Annotated in this window: 23 protein-coding genes; 22 read left to right on the forward strand and 1 reads right to left on the reverse strand. The window is 55.4% G+C overall.

Annotated features, from left to right (window positions below; all coding sequences use genetic code 11):
- Window positions 1-307 precede the first annotated feature (307 nt).
- From LAO76_00790 to LAO76_00825, 8 genes are all read left to right on the forward strand, one after another.
- Window positions 308-2,677, forward strand: coding sequence for a hypothetical protein (locus LAO76_00790; protein ID MBZ5489450.1), 2,370 nt, complete (start codon window positions 308-310; stop codon window positions 2,675-2,677).
- Window positions 2,678-2,835: 158 nt separating this feature from the next.
- Entirely contained in the window at window positions 2,836-3,582 is a 747-nt protein-coding gene (locus LAO76_00795; protein ID MBZ5489451.1) for a TrbG/VirB9 family P-type conjugative transfer protein, read from the forward strand.
- A 31-nt stretch (window positions 3,583-3,613) separates the two neighbouring features.
- Entirely contained in the window at window positions 3,614-3,811 is a 198-nt protein-coding gene (locus LAO76_00800) for a hypothetical protein (GenBank protein ID MBZ5489452.1), read from the forward strand.
- Entirely contained in the window at window positions 3,808-5,604 is a 1,797-nt protein-coding gene (locus LAO76_00805; GenBank protein ID MBZ5489453.1) for a type IV secretory system conjugative DNA transfer family protein, read from the forward strand. Before LAO76_00800 ends, LAO76_00805 begins: the two co-directional genes overlap by 4 nt.
- Complete coding sequence (locus LAO76_00810) at window positions 5,601-6,353, forward strand: hypothetical protein (protein MBZ5489454.1); 753 nt, start codon at window positions 5,601-5,603, stop codon at window positions 6,351-6,353. Before LAO76_00805 ends, LAO76_00810 begins: the two co-directional genes overlap by 4 nt.
- A gap of 34 nt (window positions 6,354-6,387) precedes the next feature.
- Window positions 6,388-6,738: a hypothetical protein gene (locus LAO76_00815; protein MBZ5489455.1), complete on the forward strand. Its 351-nt coding sequence runs from the start codon at window positions 6,388-6,390 to the stop codon at window positions 6,736-6,738.
- Window positions 6,707-7,255 carry a hypothetical protein gene (locus LAO76_00820; protein ID MBZ5489456.1) on the forward strand — a complete coding sequence of 183 codons (549 nt, stop codon included), beginning with the start codon at window positions 6,707-6,709 and terminating at the stop codon, window positions 7,253-7,255. Before LAO76_00815 ends, LAO76_00820 begins: the two co-directional genes overlap by 32 nt.
- Window positions 7,255-8,058: a hypothetical protein gene (locus tag LAO76_00825; GenBank protein ID MBZ5489457.1), complete on the forward strand. Its 804-nt coding sequence runs from the start codon at window positions 7,255-7,257 to the stop codon at window positions 8,056-8,058. The genes LAO76_00820 and LAO76_00825 overlap by 1 nt, the downstream gene beginning before the upstream one ends.
- Before the next feature lie 195 nt (window positions 8,059-8,253).
- Here LAO76_00825 and LAO76_00830 read toward each other — a convergent pair whose 3' ends face one another.
- Window positions 8,254-8,625, reverse strand: a complete 372-nt coding sequence (locus tag LAO76_00830) for a hypothetical protein (GenBank protein MBZ5489458.1) — start codon at window positions 8,623-8,625, stop codon at window positions 8,254-8,256.
- A gap of 178 nt (window positions 8,626-8,803) precedes the next feature.
- On the opposite strand from LAO76_00830, the gene LAO76_00835 reads away from it, so the two are divergent.
- The 14 genes from LAO76_00835 to LAO76_00900 all read left to right on the forward strand — a co-directional run bounded on the left by LAO76_00835 (window position 8,804) and on the right by LAO76_00900 (window position 20,465).
- Window positions 8,804-9,178 carry a hypothetical protein gene (locus tag LAO76_00835; GenBank protein ID MBZ5489459.1) on the forward strand — a complete coding sequence of 125 codons (375 nt, stop codon included), beginning with the start codon at window positions 8,804-8,806 and terminating at the stop codon, window positions 9,176-9,178.
- A gap of 77 nt (window positions 9,179-9,255) precedes the next feature.
- The gene (locus LAO76_00840; protein MBZ5489460.1) at window positions 9,256-10,254 is read left to right on the forward strand and encodes a hypothetical protein; all 999 of its coding nucleotides are present in this window, start codon (window positions 9,256-9,258) and stop codon (window positions 10,252-10,254) included.
- 625 nt (window positions 10,255-10,879) lie between these two features.
- The gene (locus LAO76_00845) at window positions 10,880-11,071 is read left to right on the forward strand and encodes a hypothetical protein (protein MBZ5489461.1); all 192 of its coding nucleotides are present in this window, start codon (window positions 10,880-10,882) and stop codon (window positions 11,069-11,071) included.
- Between the two features lie 228 nt (window positions 11,072-11,299).
- The gene (locus tag LAO76_00850; protein MBZ5489462.1) at window positions 11,300-11,788 is read left to right on the forward strand and encodes a DUF433 domain-containing protein; all 489 of its coding nucleotides are present in this window, start codon (window positions 11,300-11,302) and stop codon (window positions 11,786-11,788) included.
- Window positions 11,785-12,165, forward strand: coding sequence for a DUF5615 family PIN-like protein (locus tag LAO76_00855; GenBank protein ID MBZ5489463.1), 381 nt, complete (start codon window positions 11,785-11,787; stop codon window positions 12,163-12,165). The genes LAO76_00850 and LAO76_00855 overlap by 4 nt, the downstream gene beginning before the upstream one ends.
- Window positions 12,166-12,209: 44 nt before the next feature.
- The gene (locus LAO76_00860; protein ID MBZ5489464.1) at window positions 12,210-13,229 is read left to right on the forward strand and encodes a hypothetical protein; all 1,020 of its coding nucleotides are present in this window, start codon (window positions 12,210-12,212) and stop codon (window positions 13,227-13,229) included.
- Between the two features lie 166 nt (window positions 13,230-13,395).
- The gene (locus LAO76_00865) at window positions 13,396-13,791 is read left to right on the forward strand and encodes a helix-turn-helix domain-containing protein (protein ID MBZ5489465.1); all 396 of its coding nucleotides are present in this window, start codon (window positions 13,396-13,398) and stop codon (window positions 13,789-13,791) included.
- Between the two features lie 102 nt (window positions 13,792-13,893).
- On the forward strand, window positions 13,894-14,256 hold the full coding sequence (locus LAO76_00870) for a hypothetical protein (GenBank protein MBZ5489466.1): 363 nt from the start codon (window positions 13,894-13,896) through the stop codon (window positions 14,254-14,256).
- A 128-nt stretch (window positions 14,257-14,384) separates the two neighbouring features.
- Window positions 14,385-14,678: a hypothetical protein gene (locus tag LAO76_00875; GenBank protein ID MBZ5489467.1), complete on the forward strand. Its 294-nt coding sequence runs from the start codon at window positions 14,385-14,387 to the stop codon at window positions 14,676-14,678.
- 480 nt (window positions 14,679-15,158) lie between these two features.
- Complete coding sequence (locus tag LAO76_00880; protein ID MBZ5489468.1) at window positions 15,159-15,965, forward strand: phosphatidylinositol kinase; 807 nt, start codon at window positions 15,159-15,161, stop codon at window positions 15,963-15,965.
- A 92-nt stretch (window positions 15,966-16,057) separates the two neighbouring features.
- Window positions 16,058-16,291, forward strand: coding sequence for a hypothetical protein (locus LAO76_00885; protein MBZ5489469.1), 234 nt, complete (start codon window positions 16,058-16,060; stop codon window positions 16,289-16,291).
- Between the two features lie 51 nt (window positions 16,292-16,342).
- Window positions 16,343-17,380: a DUF6094 domain-containing protein gene (locus LAO76_00890; GenBank protein MBZ5489470.1), complete on the forward strand. Its 1,038-nt coding sequence runs from the start codon at window positions 16,343-16,345 to the stop codon at window positions 17,378-17,380.
- The gene (locus tag LAO76_00895) at window positions 17,377-18,051 is read left to right on the forward strand and encodes a hypothetical protein (GenBank protein ID MBZ5489471.1); all 675 of its coding nucleotides are present in this window, start codon (window positions 17,377-17,379) and stop codon (window positions 18,049-18,051) included. The genes LAO76_00890 and LAO76_00895 overlap by 4 nt, the downstream gene beginning before the upstream one ends.
- Window positions 18,052-18,131: 80 nt before the next feature.
- A complete protein-coding gene (locus LAO76_00900) occupies window positions 18,132-20,465 on the forward strand; it encodes a hypothetical protein (protein MBZ5489472.1) in 2,334 nt (777 codons plus the stop codon).
- Window positions 20,466-20,495: the final 30 nt, after the last annotated feature.

Here is a 20,495-nt window from a genome sequence, read left to right on the forward strand (position 1 = left end):
CGAGTTGGCACGAGTTTTCAAAAGAGACCAACAAGCTCGTCGAGCTTACGGTCCTTTGAAGACCCTACACGTTTCATGTAGGGAGATGTGCTGACCCGGCTCTAGTCGGTTGCCTGGCCAGAAACCCAAAACCAGGGAGGCCAGGCAGACAGAGTGTCCGGGGAAAGCAAGAAAGCCCCTTAGTCAATGCCGGGTTTCCCGCAGCAAAAACTAAGGAGCTTTATCAATCATGGAAAAGTATAGCAACAAGACGAATAAGTTTTCAATCGAGCAGGTTGTTACGCTTGACATCGATTCAACAGGAAGTGTGACCCAACGGCTCACAAACCTGGAGACGACGCTCGAGAACACCCTTCTCAATGCGCTGTATCCCGGAATCAAAGTCGCTGTTGTGAACGTACCGAACGAGCCTCTGGATGCTTACGAGGAATCGCAGGTCGAAAACGCAATGGCGAACCTCAAGTTCAAAAACACTCCTTACAAATTAGTAGGGGCAAGTGGTTCGTCCAAGGACGGCAAGTTTTACTTCGTGGACAAGGACCACAGCCAATCGATTGCGGAACGCTTCCAGCATTGGCCGCAGGCAGCCATCGTCTACTTCGGCATCCTGGTCTCCTCCTGCAAGGTGGTAATCGAGGAGCCGGACGTGTCGGTGCTGGTGGTTGAAGATCACGTATTGGGAACCAATGATTGCCGTGGTTGGATTCGGCGGTCACTGTTTTCAAAACTTCAACTGCCGGGAAACTGCTTCTACCAGTTCCGGCTGGCATTTGAAAGAACACAAGCGAAGGGATCCTTCAAGGTCATGGAGGATGAGGCGGCGCAGCTGCTCGACGCCGATATTGTTCTCCCAGAAAGCGCGGTGAAACCAGGCCTGAAGGTGCCAGTCATGATGTATTCGGTTTTCGGCAAGGGCCGCAGGTTCCGTGGGCCGGTAGTGTTGGGGATTCGCGAATTCTCGCGCAAGCTTGAATTCGAGTCCAGCTACACCCTCATCGAACACGCGCCTGATGATTCGATCCAGCTTGAGATCCTGCCCGAGGCCCTCGGTCAGGTGCGCAGGCTGAATGATTCGATCAGCGAAGGCCGGTACACGGAACTGCTTGAGCTCCTGGGTCTTGACGATTCCGAGAAAAGCCAGGACGAGGAGGTCAGGACTGTGGAAGCGGCGCTGCTGGCCGATACCAGTGGTCATATCGTCCGCTACCCCTACATCAACAATCAACTCAACCGTCTGCTCGCGCGTTGGGCTTTCAAAGCGGCGACCGGTGGAGGGTTCCGTCTGCCGGCTTATGCTCTTGCCGACGATGGCTATCTGGTCGTTCACGATGGACGGCTGTATGCGGGGTCCGACTGGATCTCAAAACAGCAAGCCATTGTGGCGCTTGAGTCCAAACGTGGTCTGTGTGTCCGTTATCCCATCCGCATGTGTGAGGACTTGTTGCCGATAGAACATATAGGCTCATCAGAACTCGTCATGCAGCTCAATCGCAGTCTGGATGAGCAGGGATGCCGAACGTCGCATGACCTGGCTGGGCAGATTGCCGCACAGCAGTTGCTTCTGGAAGGCACGTATGTTCTTCATTCAGAAGCAGCCAAGAAAAACGGCGGCGATTTCGATTTTGACTGGATCTGCATCCTGGAAGAAAGCCGGTTCCCGCGCTTTGTGCGGAAACGGTTTTCGCTGACCAACGAATTCCATCAGCAGAAGATGAAGCTCCGTAAGGCCAAATCTCCCTGGTGGAACCTCGAACATGTGGCGATCAAGGCCCGAGGAAACCAGATCGGCATGATTACCGACCTGAAGACCTCGTGTCTGGCTGCCGGCAGGAGCGATCTTGCTTACCAGCTCGTCACTGAATTGCAGAAGGCGCTCGACAGTCTCAAGCACGAAGTCGAGCCCGATGCCAAGGTCATCGCCGACATACGCCAACAGGTAAATCCGGCGCCGTGGCTCAAGTACAAGAATGAGTCGCGAATTTCGGGTTTGCCAATTCATCTCGATGTGGACGAGAACGACCGCATCGGAAAACTCTATAACCACGTTCGCAAGGAGATTGAAGACCTGCTTACGGCCAAGCTGCCCATAGAGGAATTCAAAGGACTGGTCTCGGGAGAAGAGGTGACCCGGCCCATGTTCGATGAATGCCGCTATGTCAACAGCGTCTACGCCGCGGTCGTTGGTCGGATCTCCGAGCGGCAGGACAAACTTAAAGCTGATCTCGACAAGGCGCAGGCAGAATGGGAGGCTGTGCGCAAGGGCTCCGACAAGGAACTGCGGAAGCAAAAGTTGCAGGCGCGCCGCAAGGCCTATTCCGCTCACTACCACGGTGAAGAACGGGCCAAGCAGGAGATGAAAGCGATCATCTCTTACGTGCGTGTCTGGGCAGCGAGCAAGACCGACAATCGGATGGGATGGTGCCAGGCCTTGAACCGGGTGGTATGCAATGGCCAGGGTAGTGGCTCGATCCTCTTCCATGCTTTCCCGCAGGAACTCGTCGCGAAACTTGCAGAGCAGACGGGCGGCAAAACCGTCCGCGTTGTTGTGCCGGAGGTGTCCGGGATGTCGATTTTCCGCGACTCCGAAGGGCGTAGCTTCCTGGTCGAGAAGATTGAAGGCGGAGAAAAACAGACCTTCCTGTTTCAGTACAAGGACGGCCTGTTCTTCTTCGGATGAGTCAACGATCAACCCAGAATGGAGCCGGAGAAATCCGGTTCCGTTCGTTAAGAATTCGAAGGTCATCATGAAGCGCGCACTGATATTTCTGTTGACGATGTATGCAGTCTTCACTGCTGCTGACGAGCTGAAGGTGAGTCAACCGGCCCCCAGGCGAGGTGATCCATGTTGCGACCGCACTCGACCACCTGACCGTGCTTGAGTTCGGAGAACCCGTCACCATGGCCGCCGCCGGCAGCCCGGCATTCCAGATCGAGCGTCACGAAGACAAGGTCTTCATCAAGCCCTTGAAGCCTGGCGTCTCGACCGACCTCTTTGTCTGGACCGCTTCACGGCGCTTCGCCTACGAGCTAGAGCCCCCAGGGGAGGTAAAGAACATGAATTTCGCATTTGACAGCCGCATTCCAACACCTAAACCGGCGCCAGACAGCAGCGCACATCTGGAAGAAATCGCCGACATGATGTTCACGCGTGCATTTCTTGGAGCCGAGCGCGTGGACTCGACCAGCATCAGGGATGCCAAAGACCGCATCACCGTCCGCATCGAGCATGTATTTCAGTCCCGAAACACTCTCTACATTCACTATTCAATTCGCAATCAGTCACCCCGGCCATACCGGGTGACCACACCGGCAATTGCCGAGGCCCTTGCGCCGCAGGCCACCATCTCGGTCATGTCGTTTCATCACGTCCAACTCGACGATCAAATGCTGCGCAGGCTTGGAGAACTTAGAGAACGTCCTTTGTCGCCAGCGCGGGCGGAGGTCGAAAAGCAGGACCTGCAACCAGGCGAGGAAACGCAAGGAGTGATCGCCATCCGGGAACAAGTTGTCGCGCCAACCATCTTTCAACTGACTTTTGGTTCACTCGGTCCTCGAAAAGTGCAAGCCACGATGGTGTTCTAGCATGTCAGGGCGGTACATCGCGGAAACCGAGATGCGGAGGCTTCTCCGCGACGCTTATGCGCAGGATCCTGAAAAGAGCTTCCTCGGACAAATAGGCCGAAATGCATCTGATCCGGCCATGCTGCGGGATGCGAATAACCGCCCACGCATTCATCCCCTGTGGCTGACGCTTGGTTTGGTCATCCTGTTTGCAATGGTGGTCTTCTTCTATTTCAGTTTTGTCAAATGATCAATCACAACAGCTACGAGTATGGCCGGCGCGAGTATCAACGTACGCACGAAGATAATGCCGCGCTCGCTCTCGTTGTGTTGGCAGTCGTTGTGCTCGGAGTCGGGTTTTATCTTCTCGTTTCGCGCTTTCATATCCGCACCTACCAAATCGTCGAGCTGAGCTTCTATCTGATCGCGCTGATTGGAGCCCTGGTCAGCGCAGCCTGGTACCTTAAAACGCGAAAGAGGCGCATCGAGAACGCCTGGCCCCATCCGGCGGTGTTTGTTCCGATGCTCAAAGATCGCCGCTATGTTGAACGGGCTTTTGATCAGAACGCCATCATTCCCGGCTACGACATCTATGTGCGCCCCTGGTATTGGTCGGACGACGCCCGGCGGATGCAAACGGTGGTGGTTGGTCAGTCAGGTTCCGGCAAGACGACTTTGCTTCACAACATTGCCAGTCAGGACATTCGCCGGACTTTTAACAGCCGGCACTTGCCAGTAATCATTTTTGACGGGAAGGGCGACCAGGAATTCCTGAATGACCTGCTGCCGGAGATTGCCGCTGCCGGCCGGCTCCATCAATTGCGCGTCCTTGATCCATTCCGCCCCGACATCTCCGTGCGCTTTAATCCGCTCTATAACAAGGGGGGCTCAAGCCAGGAACTTGTTAACGCCTTCTTCGATTCCTTTCTGCAGAGGCAGGACTTCTTCAGAGGACACCAGGCGGCGTATTTGAGCGACGTTTGCCGCGTGCTCGACTACACCGGAAAGATCTACAACATCCCGGATGTTTTGGTCATGGCCAGGGATGAACATGTGCTGAAAGAACAAATTGCCAGGGCCTCGCGCAGCATAAGCGATCAGTCCAACGTATCTCAGCAGCGGCGCCAGAACTTCGAAATGTCTGCAAAGAACTTGCTGCAATCGCTCGAAGACCGCGAGCGTTTGCAAAAGATCCAGGGTTTGCTGAACGAGCTTGGGACGTTCACCGAAGACGACCTTTCGGTCATTACCAACGCCTATGACGATCTGCTGACCCTCGACGAGATCGTGGATCAGGAACTCATTCTTTTCGTCTCGTTGAACACGAACAAGAACGCCAGAGCGGTCACGGCTCTTGGTCGAATGCTGCTCCAGAATCTTCAACTCATGGTAGGTAAACGCTACCTGAACGAGCAGGACAGACGCCGTGAGAACCGCCCGATGGTCAGCGTGATCCTGGATGAATTTGCCCCGTTTGCCTATCCCAATTTTGCGCAAATCCTGCAAACTGCACGCGGCAGCAACATCGCCCTGCTGTTTTCGCTGCAATCGATTCCACAGCTGCGGAGCGTCAGCCGCAGCTTTGGCGATGACGTTTCATCCGCTCCAAACACGATCATGCTCCTGCGAACCCGCGATGAGGAAACCGCCCGATATTTCCTCAACGCTTCGGCCAGAGTGACTGGTGAAAGACGCACTATGACGGTCGAAAAGAAAGGTGTTCTGGATGAACATTACGAGGAGATTGGATTCGGAAGCATTACCGAAATCGAAAAGACTAGAGCGGTGGATTTTCAAATCAAGAACCTGCCTGTGGGACAGATGCAGGTCTTAACGACCGATAACCGGTTGGGTACGCTGCACATGCACGTGCATGTGCGTCGGCCACAGAGGTGGTTCCTTTCCAGCTTTGAGGCCGTGCTATATCCACGGTTGCAGCAGGTTAACGCAGACACTAACGGCGCAAATCTGAGGTTCAGAAACCCGGATCTGGCCCGTCGCATGAATCGGATATTCGGCAAGAATAGGGTCGCCTCGGTATGAAGTACTGCATCATCAGTCTGCTGATTTTGTTGTCATGGCTGCCGGCCTGGAGTCAGCGATCTTCCTATGATCCTGCGACCAAGCAGCCTGCCAAACAGGGTGACGGCTTTGTCGATTTTGCGTTCAAGCAGGTCAATTCCCACGACAAGGATTATGGTTGCCAGATTGATGATGCGCGCAAACTTCTGGTCGATGAGACGATCAAGAGCGTTACTTCCTGGGCAGCGTTGGTTGCGCTCTCGTTTCTCGTCCTGTCTTTCTTCCTGCTGCTTCACCAGCACAGGGAGCGTAAACGTCGCGAGATCATCGCCGCGGGCCTTTTGGCCCAGTATCACAACGCCTTGGCAGACGCCCGTAGCCAAGCCGATCAGGCAATACGCCGGTACAACGCACTCGTGAACAGGACCAACACGGCTGCCGAAGCCGCGCTTCGGACCGCATCGCAGCCGCCTGAGCGCGCGCAAGCGATGGCTTCAGCGACGCATTCAGCCCGGGATGTAAAGCAACCCAAGCCGACTTCGGCTCCCCCGCCAAAAGATAGAATCAAGACCGATGAAAATGGTGCTGGCCGAACTGAAGCCGCGCCACAAAACCGTGAGCCTGAAGGCGACATGATTGCCCAGATCAGCACCTTGCAGCAACAATTGCATGACTCTCACGAGCGAGAGAAAAACCTCCAGAAGGAACTCATGAAAATGCAGCGTCGCATGGAAGCGGCGCAGCCAAAAGATGCAAATATTGTGGGCTGACCGGCAGCCCGTTCTCGGAAAGGAGCCGGACAAAATGGCAGACGATACCCCGCAGAAAGAACTGCTCCAGGAGATGGCACGGCTGTTCAAACGCTTCGAGAAAGGCGGCGATCTTGCGCCAATCGAAGATCGAAATGAGTGGGACAAACTGGTCGAATCGAAACCGCCCGAAGAGCGTGAACTTATCAAAGAGCTCGCCCGGTTTGCCGACCTCTGGCGGTACTTTCAGGAACGCAACGAGAAATTAGGCCCCGAAGTTGTTAACGCCATCAGCGAGGTGCACAAACTGCCGGTCCCGGAGCGCACCGCACGGCTGAAGGAAATCAATCAGAGACTTATGGAGCGGGTCGGAGATGCTGGTCCAGGTGCTCAGTTTCGGCACTAATTGGTGGGCTCGGTTCGGACGTAACGTTGACGATCCCCACCGTTTTACGCGCCACGCTGCCTACTACAACTCGACCGGAGTGCGTTGCGGCAGCAAAGTCAGGCGTCACTGGATTATCTCAGGATTGATCCGCTTTAACGGCGTCGGCGACTTCAATCCGAACCTGCCAGATCGCGCCGTCGGACGTACTTTTGTCTGCTCTGATCTTACCCAGGCGTTTGGTGGTAACCGCCTCCTTTTTCAAAGCAGGGCGCCAAAATCTGCCGCTCCCGATTGTTATCTGGTTGTCATTTCCAGTGATGTACATGGGCAGGTCGACTTCACTTCCGGTGTCTGGAAATCGGTCTTCAGCCAGGTCATCGCAGCGAGCCACTTGCGCGATAAACAAGAGGCCATGTTGCTGATGAAACCCGGCGACTGGCTACAGACCAACACCGGCTTTTGGCAGTTAAGCGCCGACAGAGGTTCTGGTGAACGAGCGATGTTGGCGCAGCTTGGAGGAAAGATTTCAAGCTAATGCGGTACCCCAAAGGCAGCGTCGTTGTTACTCGCGCGGGAGACATTCCCCTGCTCAAATTGGTGCGGAATTGTCGCTTCATCGGCCACCAGCAGTTGTTCGAGCTGTTACAGCACGACGCAGTCGAATCATCGCGTGGTAGTTTCAATTGGCGCGTGCGGCGCCTGCTTAAGGCCGGCCGAATTGAGCGCGTGAAAGATGTGCTCTGTGACGGGTATTCCGTTTATACGATTAATCAAAATGGGCTCATCGAACTCGAAAGCCAACACGAATTTGCGATAGCACTACATTCGGGAACGCGCCAGATGCCGGATCGGGCACAGGTATTTCACGCTCTGGAGCTGAACGCAATTCGGTTATCACTCGTGCGCAGCGCGTTGCTGGTTAGCTGGCAATCTGAAATCGAAATCAGCTCATGGAATATGGTTTCGCCGGCTCCCTATCAGAAGGATTACGACGCTATTGTGAAAGTCTGGTTGGGCGATGAGGTGCGCGAATTCGCCCTGGAATACGAGCATTCCCTGAAGAACACGAAACAGTATGAAAGAGTTCGAGCGGCTCTGGAAGCTGAACGCAAGGTGGGTTCCGTTTTGTACCTGACGGTGGATCCAGACCTCTTGATGGCACTCTTGTATCATCTGACTCCAGTCTCCACGCGTCTGGGTTTCCTGACCTCAAGATCGTTCCGCCAGCAGCTGTTGCAAGCGTTGGTCACAACAGACAACAATCGAGCTATGGTCACGCTTGAAGAATTTCTGCATTACTCGCATCCTTTATATACAGGTGCTTCGATGAACGTGTGAGCTTTGCCCACTGATGCCTTAGTTTTCACCTGCATATGAGCTGTTCTTGCCCTCGCTTTGCCCTCTCGGTACGCCTCGAACCCTCTCTGGGTCAGCAGGTTGCAGCTGACTATCCCCTGAAATATGTTCTTTTGAGCGTGAAAACGGCATTCTCAACCGTTGGGTGACTTGCGTCGTTGCCAGAATCCCCGACGCTTACGTGCGAGTCTGTTCCCCTGTTTTCTTGATGCCCATCTCCGCAATGCGCTCCGCCAACTGCTGCGGCACATCTGCAGGGACTTCCAACCATGAATCTGCATCTGCAAGTGTTCTTCCATGATGCGCTTGGTGCAGCTCGAGAATCTTGGCGGAAGGACAGTTCCTTCGAACAGTGGACGCAATCACCTTCTTGCTCTCTGGTGAAACGGACTGACCTATGACTGCAACATCGAACACATGTTGTTTGCACGCAAGAATCACCTGCTCAATGTTTAAGGCAGAAACCACAGTGTGACCAGCTTGCTGGAGAATCAGCCGGCGAGTTTCGAGCAATACGGGATCTGGACCAGTGCAAAGAACCAGGGCCATAGCCTTGTTCCTGTGGTTGTACGGTCAAAAGAAAACAACAATTGTACAGGCGTGAACAGGCCAGCTAAAGCGCTATTTTGCGCCAGCGGCTCTTCCGGAACATGCTTGATTGCGAGCCCGTGGCGCTTATCCGACCCAAACGTCAATTTCTCGATGAACTTAGCAAGAAAGGAGACCGATGTCGTTTAGCAGAGGAACCATAACCCCCCACCGTCTATTCAGCGTGAAAGACATGGCAGTAGGCAATCCTGAGCCTCATGTCGAACGCGTAATCAACGAATTTCTCCACATTGGTGATGCAGTAGCTGCCCGTTGGATCCAGATGCCAAAGGCAATCCTGTTGCTGCAAATGGCCCCCGAGAACCCGGCTTCCGGGGCAATTTACGTCTATGACCGCCTGCGCCAGGAGTTCTTCTTGCTCTCGTTCGAAGGCGCAGAAGATGACCTTACGGTGGACGAGTTCTCCGAACTTCTGCCCGAATACAACCTGCTTCGATACGCCGAGCAACCGGCACTATTGCAAGTCCCATTCCAAACTGCCGGAAACGCCTAGTCACACCCGTCAAGGCAAATCAGAGGAAATTTGACCGAGTCTCGGAACCGGGGTACCAACATCCTGGAAGGTGAACTATGCAATCCCGACTCTTGGCTTCCGATGAGACCGTAGCTCGATATTTTGAGCTGTTCGTTAACCGCGGAGCCTACACAGTCCAGTCTTCCACTCCGGATTCCGGGACTCGCCGCTGTCACTATTACCGGCCGAAAGGCCGGCTTTCTTTGTCCCGAGATACCGTCCGGCGACATCTCGAAGGACAAGTCACCATTGGCCTTTATGCCATCAACCCTGCCACTCAGCGTTGCAAGTGGGTCGCGATCGATGCCGATTATCCAGACGCTTTGGAAGACCTGCTGAAGTTGCAATGGGAGCTACGGCAGGATGGAGTTGAAGCAGCTTTGGAGAAGTCTCGCCGCGGCGGACATCTCTGGGTCTTTGCAGCCCAGCCGCTGCTCGCCCGTGATTGCAGGTTATATATTCACAGCCTGGCGCGACGCCTGAAAGTGCCGGTCAAAGGCGCCCGCCGAGACCAGACTTCTGCAGATGCATGCGGCCCCTTGGCTGACGGAATCGAGGTTTTCCCCAAACAAGATGAAGTGCATGCCGATGAATTCGGCAACGCGATTCGTGGGCCTCTCGGGATTCACCGGGGCGTAGGCAAGCGGTTCTGGTTTTACGGCGCCGATTACACGCTGAGCGCGCAGATGTCTTATCTCACTCGTGTAACGCGCATCACCGAGGACGAGATGCGCCAGTTCGTGGCCGGCATTGAAATACCGCCCGAGCCTGAACCGGCGCGCAAGCAATTCGCGCGGCCACAGACGTTGACCGGGAACAATCGAAAAGAGTTTTTGATCCTGGAACATATAACCGGAAGAAAGCGCAGGATTGGTAGGAATTACTTCACGCGCTGTCCATCCTGTGCCCGACAGGGACGAGATAGGACGGGCGATAACCTGGCCATCTGTATCGCCGACCCGCGAAAGTACAAATGTTGGGCAGGCTGTGGCAAAGCGGAGATTCGTGCAGCACTTGGCTCGCCAATTCGGTATGGCACCGGGGCAAGCCGATGAAGGGGCTGAGCAAAGTTGAGGTGCTTGCTCTTCGCGGCTTGCGGCTGCCCCCGATAGCCCTCAAAGGACTGCGACGGGCTGGAATTTGCTGTGAGCCTTCGATCTCAATTGAGTTCCAGCAGCAGGCACGATGCTATGTTATCCGAGGCATTGAATCTGGTGGCGCTGTTCCACAATTGGGCATGTACTGTGCCTTCGCAGATGTTCGCGGCGGTCCGCTGACTACGGTTCAATCAGTCGCCACAGTGGGGGTCAATGGCTTTCATGCAGCCATCCTCTCCGCGGAATTCGTCAGGATCCAGATCTTCCGTTCCGACCACCACTGCGAACTGCTGTTGACTCAGCACACCTTGGTTTCAAAGGAAGGCAAAGTTCGGCCGGCGCTCTCGAATTCAGTGATGTTCCACAGCGCACATGGCCGGCTCGAATGGGAGTTATGGGGCAAAGACAGTCGCCTGCAGAACATGGTTGCTCCCACCTTTTACAGCAAAAGTGGTGAGCAGGTGCTACCGCCTGACTGCCTCCATGATGCAGTTCTGCGCGTCACTGCTGGCGCCTGTTGTGTCGGGTGTCGTCACGCCCACGTTGCTAGTTCAACCAGACAAGTCGACGGAGAGCAACCGCTATGACAGGCGAGCAGCAAGAACATGAACTGCCAACAATTGAAGAGGTTCTGCGCGATCCGTCGGCGTCATTCTGGTTGAAAGCGGCGCTCCGCTCTGCATTGGGCCGCGATCCTGTTGATGCCGCCAATGATGCAGAAGTATTGGCGCGCTTGCTCGATCAAAGATGCCGGTCGATGCTTCGTGAAACGTGAAGACCTGTTCGAAGTTTTGGGTGGGCACGGCGTGTGCTCGCGGGAACTTCGCAAATTTCTGCATAATTCTGCCCCGTACGGGGTATAATTAATCTTATGGAAACCCGAGAATACACCCCGGCGCAAGCTTCGGTACTGGCAAATCTCCCCCTTCCAGCGGTCCACAAAGTCATAGAGCGCCGCCTCATTAGGCCGCGACGCCTTCGCACAGGGCGTTCTGTTCAAAGAATGCTTAACTGGCAGCAAGTGCTCTATTTGCGTCTCGAGGCTGAGGGTGTGCGCCTCCTACCGGTATCCGCGCGCAGAGCTATCGCAAAGCAAATCGAGGCTTTTCCTGGAAAAGACATTGTGGTTCCCGGCGGCGGATCCGCTCTTGTAATTCAAGTGAAATCAGTGCGACAAGAGCTCGATGCAGACCTGAAAAGACTTGAACGGGCGGCGGAGATGGCGGTTTCCGACCCCGAGGTCATGCATGGAACTCCCGTCTATCGGGGAACCCGTATCCCTATCGAACTCATTGCTAATATGGTCCGACAGGGCGCCAAAATTGACGAAATTCTGGAAGGTTATCCAGCGTTAGACCTAGAGAAGGTCGAACTCGCCCCTCTCTACGTGCAAGCCTTCCCGCGCCGCGGCCGTCCAGCTAGTCGCCCCTGGGCCAAGAGAAGACCCGTACGTGTGACGCGTGAGATCCGCAACCTTGTCGTTCGACAATGAAGCTCCTCTTCGATGAATGCCTGCACACGTCCTTGGTTGAACTGGCGCACGCAGCAGGGCACGCGGCGGATCATGTCAATTATCTGGCGCTGGGTGGGTACAAAGACTGGCAGCTCATGGCCATCATCCGTGAACGGGAATACACGTTTGTGACCAACAATCGCGTGGATTTTCTACGACTTCATGCCAACGAGCCACTTCATGCTGGAGTGATCGTTATTGTCCCGAATGTGCCACCGGCTGACCAGAGAGCGCTGTTTAGTGCGGCGCTCAAGCATATCGCTGCCCGAGACCTCACCAACACTATCGTTGAGGTTCGATATGCAGGCAACCAGATTACCTGTTCTCAGTACCTTCTACCGGAAAGAAGCGAGTAAGCCAGGAACTCTGAACCCACTAAATTCTTCTTTGGAGATGCCCTATGAGTCCACCAAATGGACACGCAAACGGCTCGCCTGGGAGCCAGGACCAGCATTCCATAGCGCCAGTTCTGTCGCCCGCTTGGAATACTGCGACTCATTACACAGCAGAGCAGATCAAAGAATTCGTCGCTCTCCTGGAAGTGCCTTTCGATCCAAGGGTTATTGAATGGAGGGTCACCAACACCACCAAAGGGAACAGGCAGTCACGAGGGCAGGTCATTCCTTACGCTGATCAAAGGGCTTACACAGACCGTCTCAACGCCCTCTTCAGTCCCGCAGGCTGGACGCGCAAGTACTCAGTCCACACCAGCGCAAACTTCCAACGGGCCAAGGACCAAAAGACTACTGCCAAGGTGTTTGTCACCTGCGATCTGACCATCTTTGGTATTGGCTCCCATTCGGCCACGGGCGAAGAATGGGCCGATGATGAAAATGCTGGGACCGCAGCGGAAGCCCAGGCCTTCAAGCGAAGCTGCGCCTGTTTTGGTCTTGGCCGGTACCTCTACCATTTCACCGGGACTTGGGTTGATCTAGATGACCGCAAACGGCCGAAAACGATTCCGAAATTGGCCGGCTGGGCCACTCCTGAAGGCTGGCGGCAGGGCTTGCGACCCGGTCAAACACCAAATCCACAGCACTCGATGGCACAAAAGGGCAACCAGACCCACCGAAACGGCCCCACCCAGGGCGAACAGCGTGAACTCGTTCAACGGATCGAGGGAATGGCGGACGTGCTAGGTAAGGGACTTTATCGGGGCCTGCTGAAGACGATAGCGACGGCGTGGAAACCCAGCGATGTCACGGATAATGTCGTACTCGAAAAGGTACTGACCCACATGCAGGCAGCGCAGCGGGGACTGAAGAGACTCGAAGCCGCTTTGGACAGAACAGGCCCTGAGCCTTTGGCTACCATTCTGCGGTCGTTCAATCTGAACTCCCTTGACAGAGTTGAGAGCCTGGACACCCTACACAAGATCGTGCTGGCGCTCGAATCGAGAGCCGTCTCGCCTACCCAGTAGCAACCTTCCTCAACTCTCCCGTCTCAACTGTCTGTCTTCCCTGACCGCATAGCCCATCGCGCATTTGCCGCTTTGCGGTCGTTTTCCAACAAACAACCTGCATTCTCTCTCCACCGGTCTTTTTGGTTCACAGGACGGGAGGGGAGACGTTTGCCCGAAAGACGAAATGAAAAGAAGGAAAGACCCTCCTGGTTACCCTGGTGATGAAGCCGTCCTGAAAGCCTTGGGAGACGCCTTGCGCGACATTCGCATTGAGAAGGGCATGTCTCTTGAACAGGCTGATGCAGCTTTTAAAGAAACCTTGAAACAAGATTTATACCCGCGGCTGCCGCGAGCGTTGGGAATCGTCGTGCGGCGGCTGCGCGAAAAACAGAACATGTCACGGGCGCAATTGAGCGGCGCGTCTGGCTTGTCTGCACGCTTCCTCAGCAGCCTTGAACGTGGCAAGGCCAGCAATGCAACAGTCACACAAATCGTGCGGCTCTCCTTCGGATTGAACTGTCCGGTTACGGATTTGGTCAATGAAGTCGTGGCGATGGAGGAGCAATTGAGGTCAGAGTAGCTGGCAAACAGGAGCCGTGAAGATTCTCTAATCGGCCCGATGCGATGCCGCCACCTGCACCTCTCAAATGATCTCCCACACGGTCAAGGACCCGAAACTGACATGAATGAAAATGACCAGATTATTTCCCGCTACACGCGCGCTCAGGCCATTGAGGACGGTGTCCTGGTCGATGTAACTGAACAGGCCAAAGAGACCGGGTTACTCTTACCCACCGTCATTACCGATCACGTGCACCACGTACTGGAAGACATTCCAAAAGAGAGCTTAGGCCAGGATTATCGTGGCCGGCTTCACGATGTTCTCTGGATGGCGTATCTCAAGCTGCGGGGCCTCAAGAGCAAAGGAATCAAAGAGAACGATTTTCCTGCCGAATTCCAGGTCATCATCAACGCCCAGACGCATTCGCTGTGGATTGACGCAGACGGTGACGGTTTCACCATCATGTACCCAGAGGACTACTGACGCGCACCATGATGCGCTCATTAAGTGCACCTTACGGTGCCACCATCAGCCTTGATTTTCGGAAGCAATTCGGTGATCGCGTCGAATTGGATTGTTTCCAGTTCGTAATCCCTCCGGTTGAGTTTCGTTTGGTTAGGAACACCAGGCCACTCCAGGAATGGCAAGCGGCCAACACCGACATGTACGACCTGCAGCACGGGCCAGGAGTGCGGCGATGGGCACGTGACGATCACTGGTTCATCAACGACCTCGTGCATCGGCACGACGTCATGACCTGCGGGTTGTTATCCAAGAACGTGATGATGGAGACACGGGGCCTTGGATTTGACTTTCGTCTGCTGATTTGGCTCCGCGAGGGTACGTGGCGTGTCCAACAGAAGGAGCCGGCTGAATATCGCGTACAAATTGTGCGCGTGCCGTGAAGTCTCCAGCGTTCTTTGCATCGTCAAATCCTGAATTCCAAGGAACACCGAATGTCCTTAAGCATTTCCCCCAACCTGGCGAATCTCTCCGAGTGTGATGTTCGGCTAGTGGTAGAAGCTCAGTGCAGTTGCTGCGGCCCAATTCACGGGGATACGACACCGGGCCTGGAAAGTGTACAGGCCGCGGCGAGACACACTGCTGAAACCGGGCATGTAGTTATCCTCAACGGAACAGTAGATCGCCCGGAGATCGACGATTGAGATGCTTCCGAGTAATTCCAAATAGGCGGCTATGCGCATCGGCGATTGCCGTCGACTAGATCAAGGAGTGAGATGAAGACAGGTTGGCCACGATCTCTCGATCGGCCACCACTCTAACAGACATCCGCTCCCGAATCCCTGTCCTTTCCATCCTTCGAAACATTACGCCCACCCGCACTACCCCGGACGCCACACCTCTGCGCCCGCAAGTCCCTTCTTATGTCATGTCCCCTTGATGCCGTACAGCACGTTAAGAGAATGCGAGGAGGATCGCAATCGCACCTTCTCCGCGCCTCCGATGGAGGCTTCTATGTCACCAAATTCTCCAACAACCCCCAGCACGTCCGCGTACTCGCCAACGAGATGCTGGCATCGCGGCTAGGCCGTTGGCTTGGCCTGCCGATGCCTGAAGTGGCTGTCATCGAAGTGTCGGATTGGCTGGTCCAGCACACGCCTGAGCTGTGTTTCGACACCGCCGGTCTGAGGGCCAAATGCAACAGTGGCCGCCAGCTTGGTTCACGGTATCCATGCGATCCTCTGGAAGACGTGCTCTTTGACTATCTTCCCGAAAGCATGTTCACCAGAGTCAGAAACGCCGCTGACTTCGCGCGTGTACTCGTGCTGGATAAATGGACAGCCAATTGCGATGGGCGACAGGTGGTGTTCAGCAAGAGAGCGAAGCAACGCCTCTATACCGCGACCTTCATTGATCAGGGTTATTGCTTCAATGCCGGTGAATGGAACTTTCCGGACAGCCCTTTGCGTGGCGTCTACTCCCGGAACTGTGTCTATGCGGGCGTGACCGGCTGGGACGCGTTTGAGCCCGCTCTTACGAAAGCCGAACAGGCTGAACCGCTCGACCTCTGGCGCTGCGCCGATCCGATCCCGCCAGAATGGTACGGCCGTGACTTCAGTGCCTTACAGCAGCTTGTGGAAACGCTGCATCAGCAACGACTCAAACTCCGCGACTTGATCACTGCCTTTAGGGATTCAAGCCGCCAGCCGTTTCCGAACTGGAAGAATTAGACCTCTCACCTCTTCATCTCCAGCAAGACCGCGAAGAATCAGTTCGCGCAAAAACGCCACGAAAACGCGTGGAACAACACTAAGGTGAACCTGTGAAACGTGAAGATCTCTATTTTGCTCTGAACGAGACCAATCATGCTCTGAGGTTTGCGGAATCCGCCGCCAAGCGCTTCGCAACCAATGTTGATGAACTCGAAGCCGGATCGCAAGTGGCAGTATCGGTTGCTTTTATCCAGAACCGGCTTTCCGATGCCCAGGAATCCCTTCTTGCGGCGGAAGGAGAAATTGGCCGAGTCATTCACGAAGGCAGGATCGAGCAGCCATAGCAAGACCACCAATGTTCCGTCTCATCCAGGACAACCTGCCCGAAGAGTCATATGAGAAACCAGGGAAAAATCAAACTTGGCTTTTACCCCTTGCCCGTAGCCGAAGCCAGACGCCTGAAGAATTGTCTTCTCTTCAGGGAGCAGATCTCAGCAGTTGATCCGTGCATCGGCGACGGTGTTGCCTTTTGCGCGCTCTTGGGAGGCGTCTCGGCCCATCGGTATGGAATTGAGATTGACGCCCATCGCGCAGAACAGGCCAAAGGCCTGGGAATCAGCACCGTTCAGGCAAACGCGCTCGATGTGCGCTGTCCGGCGGAGAGCATTTCACTGCTTTACCTGAACCCGCCTTACGACTTCGAGGCCGGCACAAGCGGCAATCAGCGGCTGGAGAGGGTGTTTCTGGAACATACTTACCGTTGGCTGAAGCCTGCGGGAGTGCTGGTCTTTGTGATTCCACAACCGCAGTTGCAGCCCTGCGCACGGCTGTTGGCTGAGCACTTTACCAATCTCCGAATTTACCGGCTTACTGATCCGGCCTGTCTCCAATATAGGCAAATTGCGGTGCTGGGAGTGCGCCGTAAACGCAATGAGCGCACAAGCGATACGGCGCTGCTTGACGCGTCCCGATACCTCGAAGGTCTGTCGGCCAAGAACGATCTCGGCGCGCTGACCGATGAGCCCGATGGACGATATGAGGTGCCCGGTTCTCAACCCATCGTTCTGACGAACACCGGTATTCCGCTCGATGAGGTAGAAGACCTTCTGCCCGCATCTGCGGCTTACCGACAGGCCAGCCGGATCCTGCTGCGCGAACAAGGCAGTGTGTGCGGCAGGCCTTTGACTCCTCTTCATGGCGGCCATGTCGGCCTGCTCTGCACGGCAGGTATGCTCAATGGAGTATTTGGGGAAGGCGAAGAACGTCATATCGCGCACTGGCGTTCCGTCAAGTTTACCGACCACTGGGAAGAAGAAGAGCCGGACGGCACCGTTCTCATTCACGATCGCGAGCGCTTCTCGCATGAACTGACGCTCATCTTTTGCTGCGGCAAGACCCAAATCCTTACTCACGAAAAGCAGAACCCATCATGAAGAACGCTCACCTTCGCTTTGGCTGGCTTACCTACATGAAGATGACGGAAAAGAGCACTACCCACTTCAAGGTGCGCCTGGACCGCTTTATTGGCGAGGTGCTGCCCGATCCGCCGCGGCAGGCCAAAGCGCACTTCCTCTCCGTCTTCGGGACAGACACCCAGGTTGCAGCGATCGGTGCGGCAATCTCCTTGGGCGACAAGTTCATGATTGAAGGCCCGAACCTTGCTTCAATTCGAGTGGGTTTCGATAAGAAAGCCGAATGTTACAACGGCGCCCTTCAGCTGGCAGATAGAAAGAAGCCGGTCCGGCATCTCATTGGTATTTCAGAGGAGTTCGCCGCCAATTCGAGCGCCAATGCCGGGCGGACCTTGCTCGCCGGTGGCAGCCCATCCTTTATATGGGCCTCGCTCGCCCAATTACATGGTCTTCCCGGCATTCCGGATTGGGGCGAGTGGTTTGTAGAGCAGCTGGAAAATCATCAGGCGATCACACCATTGCTGGGCCTGGGATGTAATCCAGTATTGGTGAAGGGCAACAAGCAGCAGTTCCTGTCATGGCTGGCAAGGGGAGTAAAGACCGGCCAATTAGGGTTTCCGGAAGAGGCAGGGCCGACACACTGGCCAGGCCTGAGTTTGGAAAAGACTTTCCTGGCACAGCCGGCTGCCTAGGCTCTCCTTCGTCTAGCCCCCAACGCACGCTTAATCATTTCTGAATTTCTCTTTCAATCACATTTCTTCCAAGGCTTCCTATGGCTGAACTGTCAACCATTTACGACTACATGCGTTCCTATGCCCCACTTCTGGGTGAACGCATACTTCAGGAATATCCAGCCCTGCAGCAATTCGAGGACCCGGTCTCGCCACGGCTAGAGCGGCTGCTCCGCAAGCCCAAGCCGGCTCAGAACGTTGCCATCATGGGCGTGGTCAAACGCTGGCAGCGGGCCAGAACTGCGATGTTTGTGGCTGAATGCGGCACCGGTAAAACGTTGATGTCGCTGGCTGCTGTTCACGTCCATAGTGCCGGCAAACCCTACACGGCCTTGGCCATGGTGCCGCCACACTTGGTGGAAAAATGGGCGCGCGAGGCGTTTCTCACCATTCCCGGAATCCGGGTATTTCTCATCGACGATCTGCGCAATGGGGGTGATGACAAGACACCGCATGGCATTAACGAAGTCCGTCTAAAGAGCGGCCGCATAGTCCGAGAAGGCCTACAGACCACGCTGAGCGACATGCGGTTGAAGAAGCAATACAAAAGCTCGCGCAAACGATGGGCCTCGATCTGTTCCAGACCAGCATTGTTCATTGTCGGGCGCGAACGAGCCAAGCTCGGCTATTTCTGGCGGCACGCCTACAGGGTCCCCCGTTCAGGGCCCAGCCTCGGCTGTGTGGTCAATTCCGATACAGGCAGCCCAGTAATTGTTGATGGGGGCCGTCTCACGGTTGCCGATTTTCGCAAGGCCAAGATTGCGGAAGTCATCGAAGCTCGCGACGAGAAACCATGCAAGCAGGCCTACAGTCCGATGTGGCAGGCCGACCCGGAAAAGATCCACCGCATGGCGCCTATTGAGTTTATCGGGCGATATATGCCCGGCTGGTTCGATTACGCCATCTGCGATGAGATTCACCAACTCGCGGGCGACACAGCCCAAGGCAATGCTCTCGGGACGCTCGCTGCCTGCACGGACAAGATCGTAGGACTCACCGGCACGCTGCTCGGCGGCTACGCCGACGATCTGTTCAACACGCTGTTTCGTCTGGAAGCCGCCAAGATGAAGCAACGCGGCTACGAGTTCGGCGCTGCGGGCCGCAGCGCTTTTGCGCAGGACTACGGAGTCCTTGAAACCATCACGAAGATTGAGCCGGCTGAGAACGCCTGCTCGAAGGCCAAGGCCACCACCATGGTACGGCGCAAGCCGGGAGCTTCACCGCTTCTGTTTGGCGAATTTCTGATGGACCTCTGTGCCTTCGTCTTTCTTGAAGACATCTCGGGTGAACTCCCGCCCTATGAGGAAACTTGTGTCAGCGTGCCTATGGAACCGCTGATGCGAGCGGCCTACGGCGAACTGGAAGACGCGATTCGGACAGCATTGAAGGAGCACCGCGGCAATCGTTCCGTTCTGAGCATCATGCTCCACACCTTGCTCTTGTACCCTGATCATCCGTATGGCCTGGGTTCTCTATACGGGACAGAATTCGATCCCCAGCTTCAGCGCAAGATCAAGTTTCTGATTGCGCACACCCGCGATCTTCCCCAGGACCGGCTTCACGCAAAGGAACGCCGGCTGCTGGAAGAGATCAAACGGGAGCTGGCCGAGGGGCGCCGCTGCCAGGTCTTTGCCGTCTACACGCAGAAACATGATGTTACCGCCCGCCTGCGACAGATTTTAGAGAACGAGGGCATTCGGACCGCTGTTCTAAAAGCAAGTGTCGACACGTCAAAGCGCGAGGCCTGGTATGTCAAACAAGTCAAAGAAGGTGTGCAGGTAGTCATCGGTCATCCCAAGCTGGTTGAAACCGGGCTGGACCTGCTCGATTTTCCCACCATCATCTTCTATGAGTCCGGCTATTCACTGCACACGCTCCGGCAGGCCAGCCGCAGATCGTGGCGCATCGGTCAAGCGCGGCCAGTACGGGTGAAATTCCTGTGCTACGAGAGCACGATGCAGGGGTCTTGCCTGCGCTTAATGGGCAGGAAACTGCTGGTCGCACTCACCATGGAAGGCAAGTTCGCTGGAGAGGGCCTGCAGAGCATGGATGAAGACGACGACATGCTCTCCGCGATGGCGCGGGAACTGGTAGAGAAGAACGGGATTGGAGACACTGCCGACGCTGTCTGGCGCTCGCTCAATGAAGAACATCAGAAGCTGTTTCCGGCAGTGCACAGCGCAATGGAAACCGAGGATGCTTCCGTGCTGATGCCTACCAGCGAAGACTCGCAAGCGACAGAGCTGATCGAGTCCGCAATCACCAGCGGCCCGGTGCTGGTGTTCGGGCAGAGCTCGGACGCACTACGTTCTTCCAGGCGCCGTCCGCGCACCAACTCAGTTCCAGAGCAACCCTCATTGTTCAACTGGAATTAGCAGGTCTGTTCGACAACACCTCTTTAAGAA

Source organism: Terriglobia bacterium (assembly GCA_020072645.1).
GTDB lineage: Bacteria > Acidobacteriota > Terriglobia > Terriglobales > Acidobacteriaceae > Angelobacter.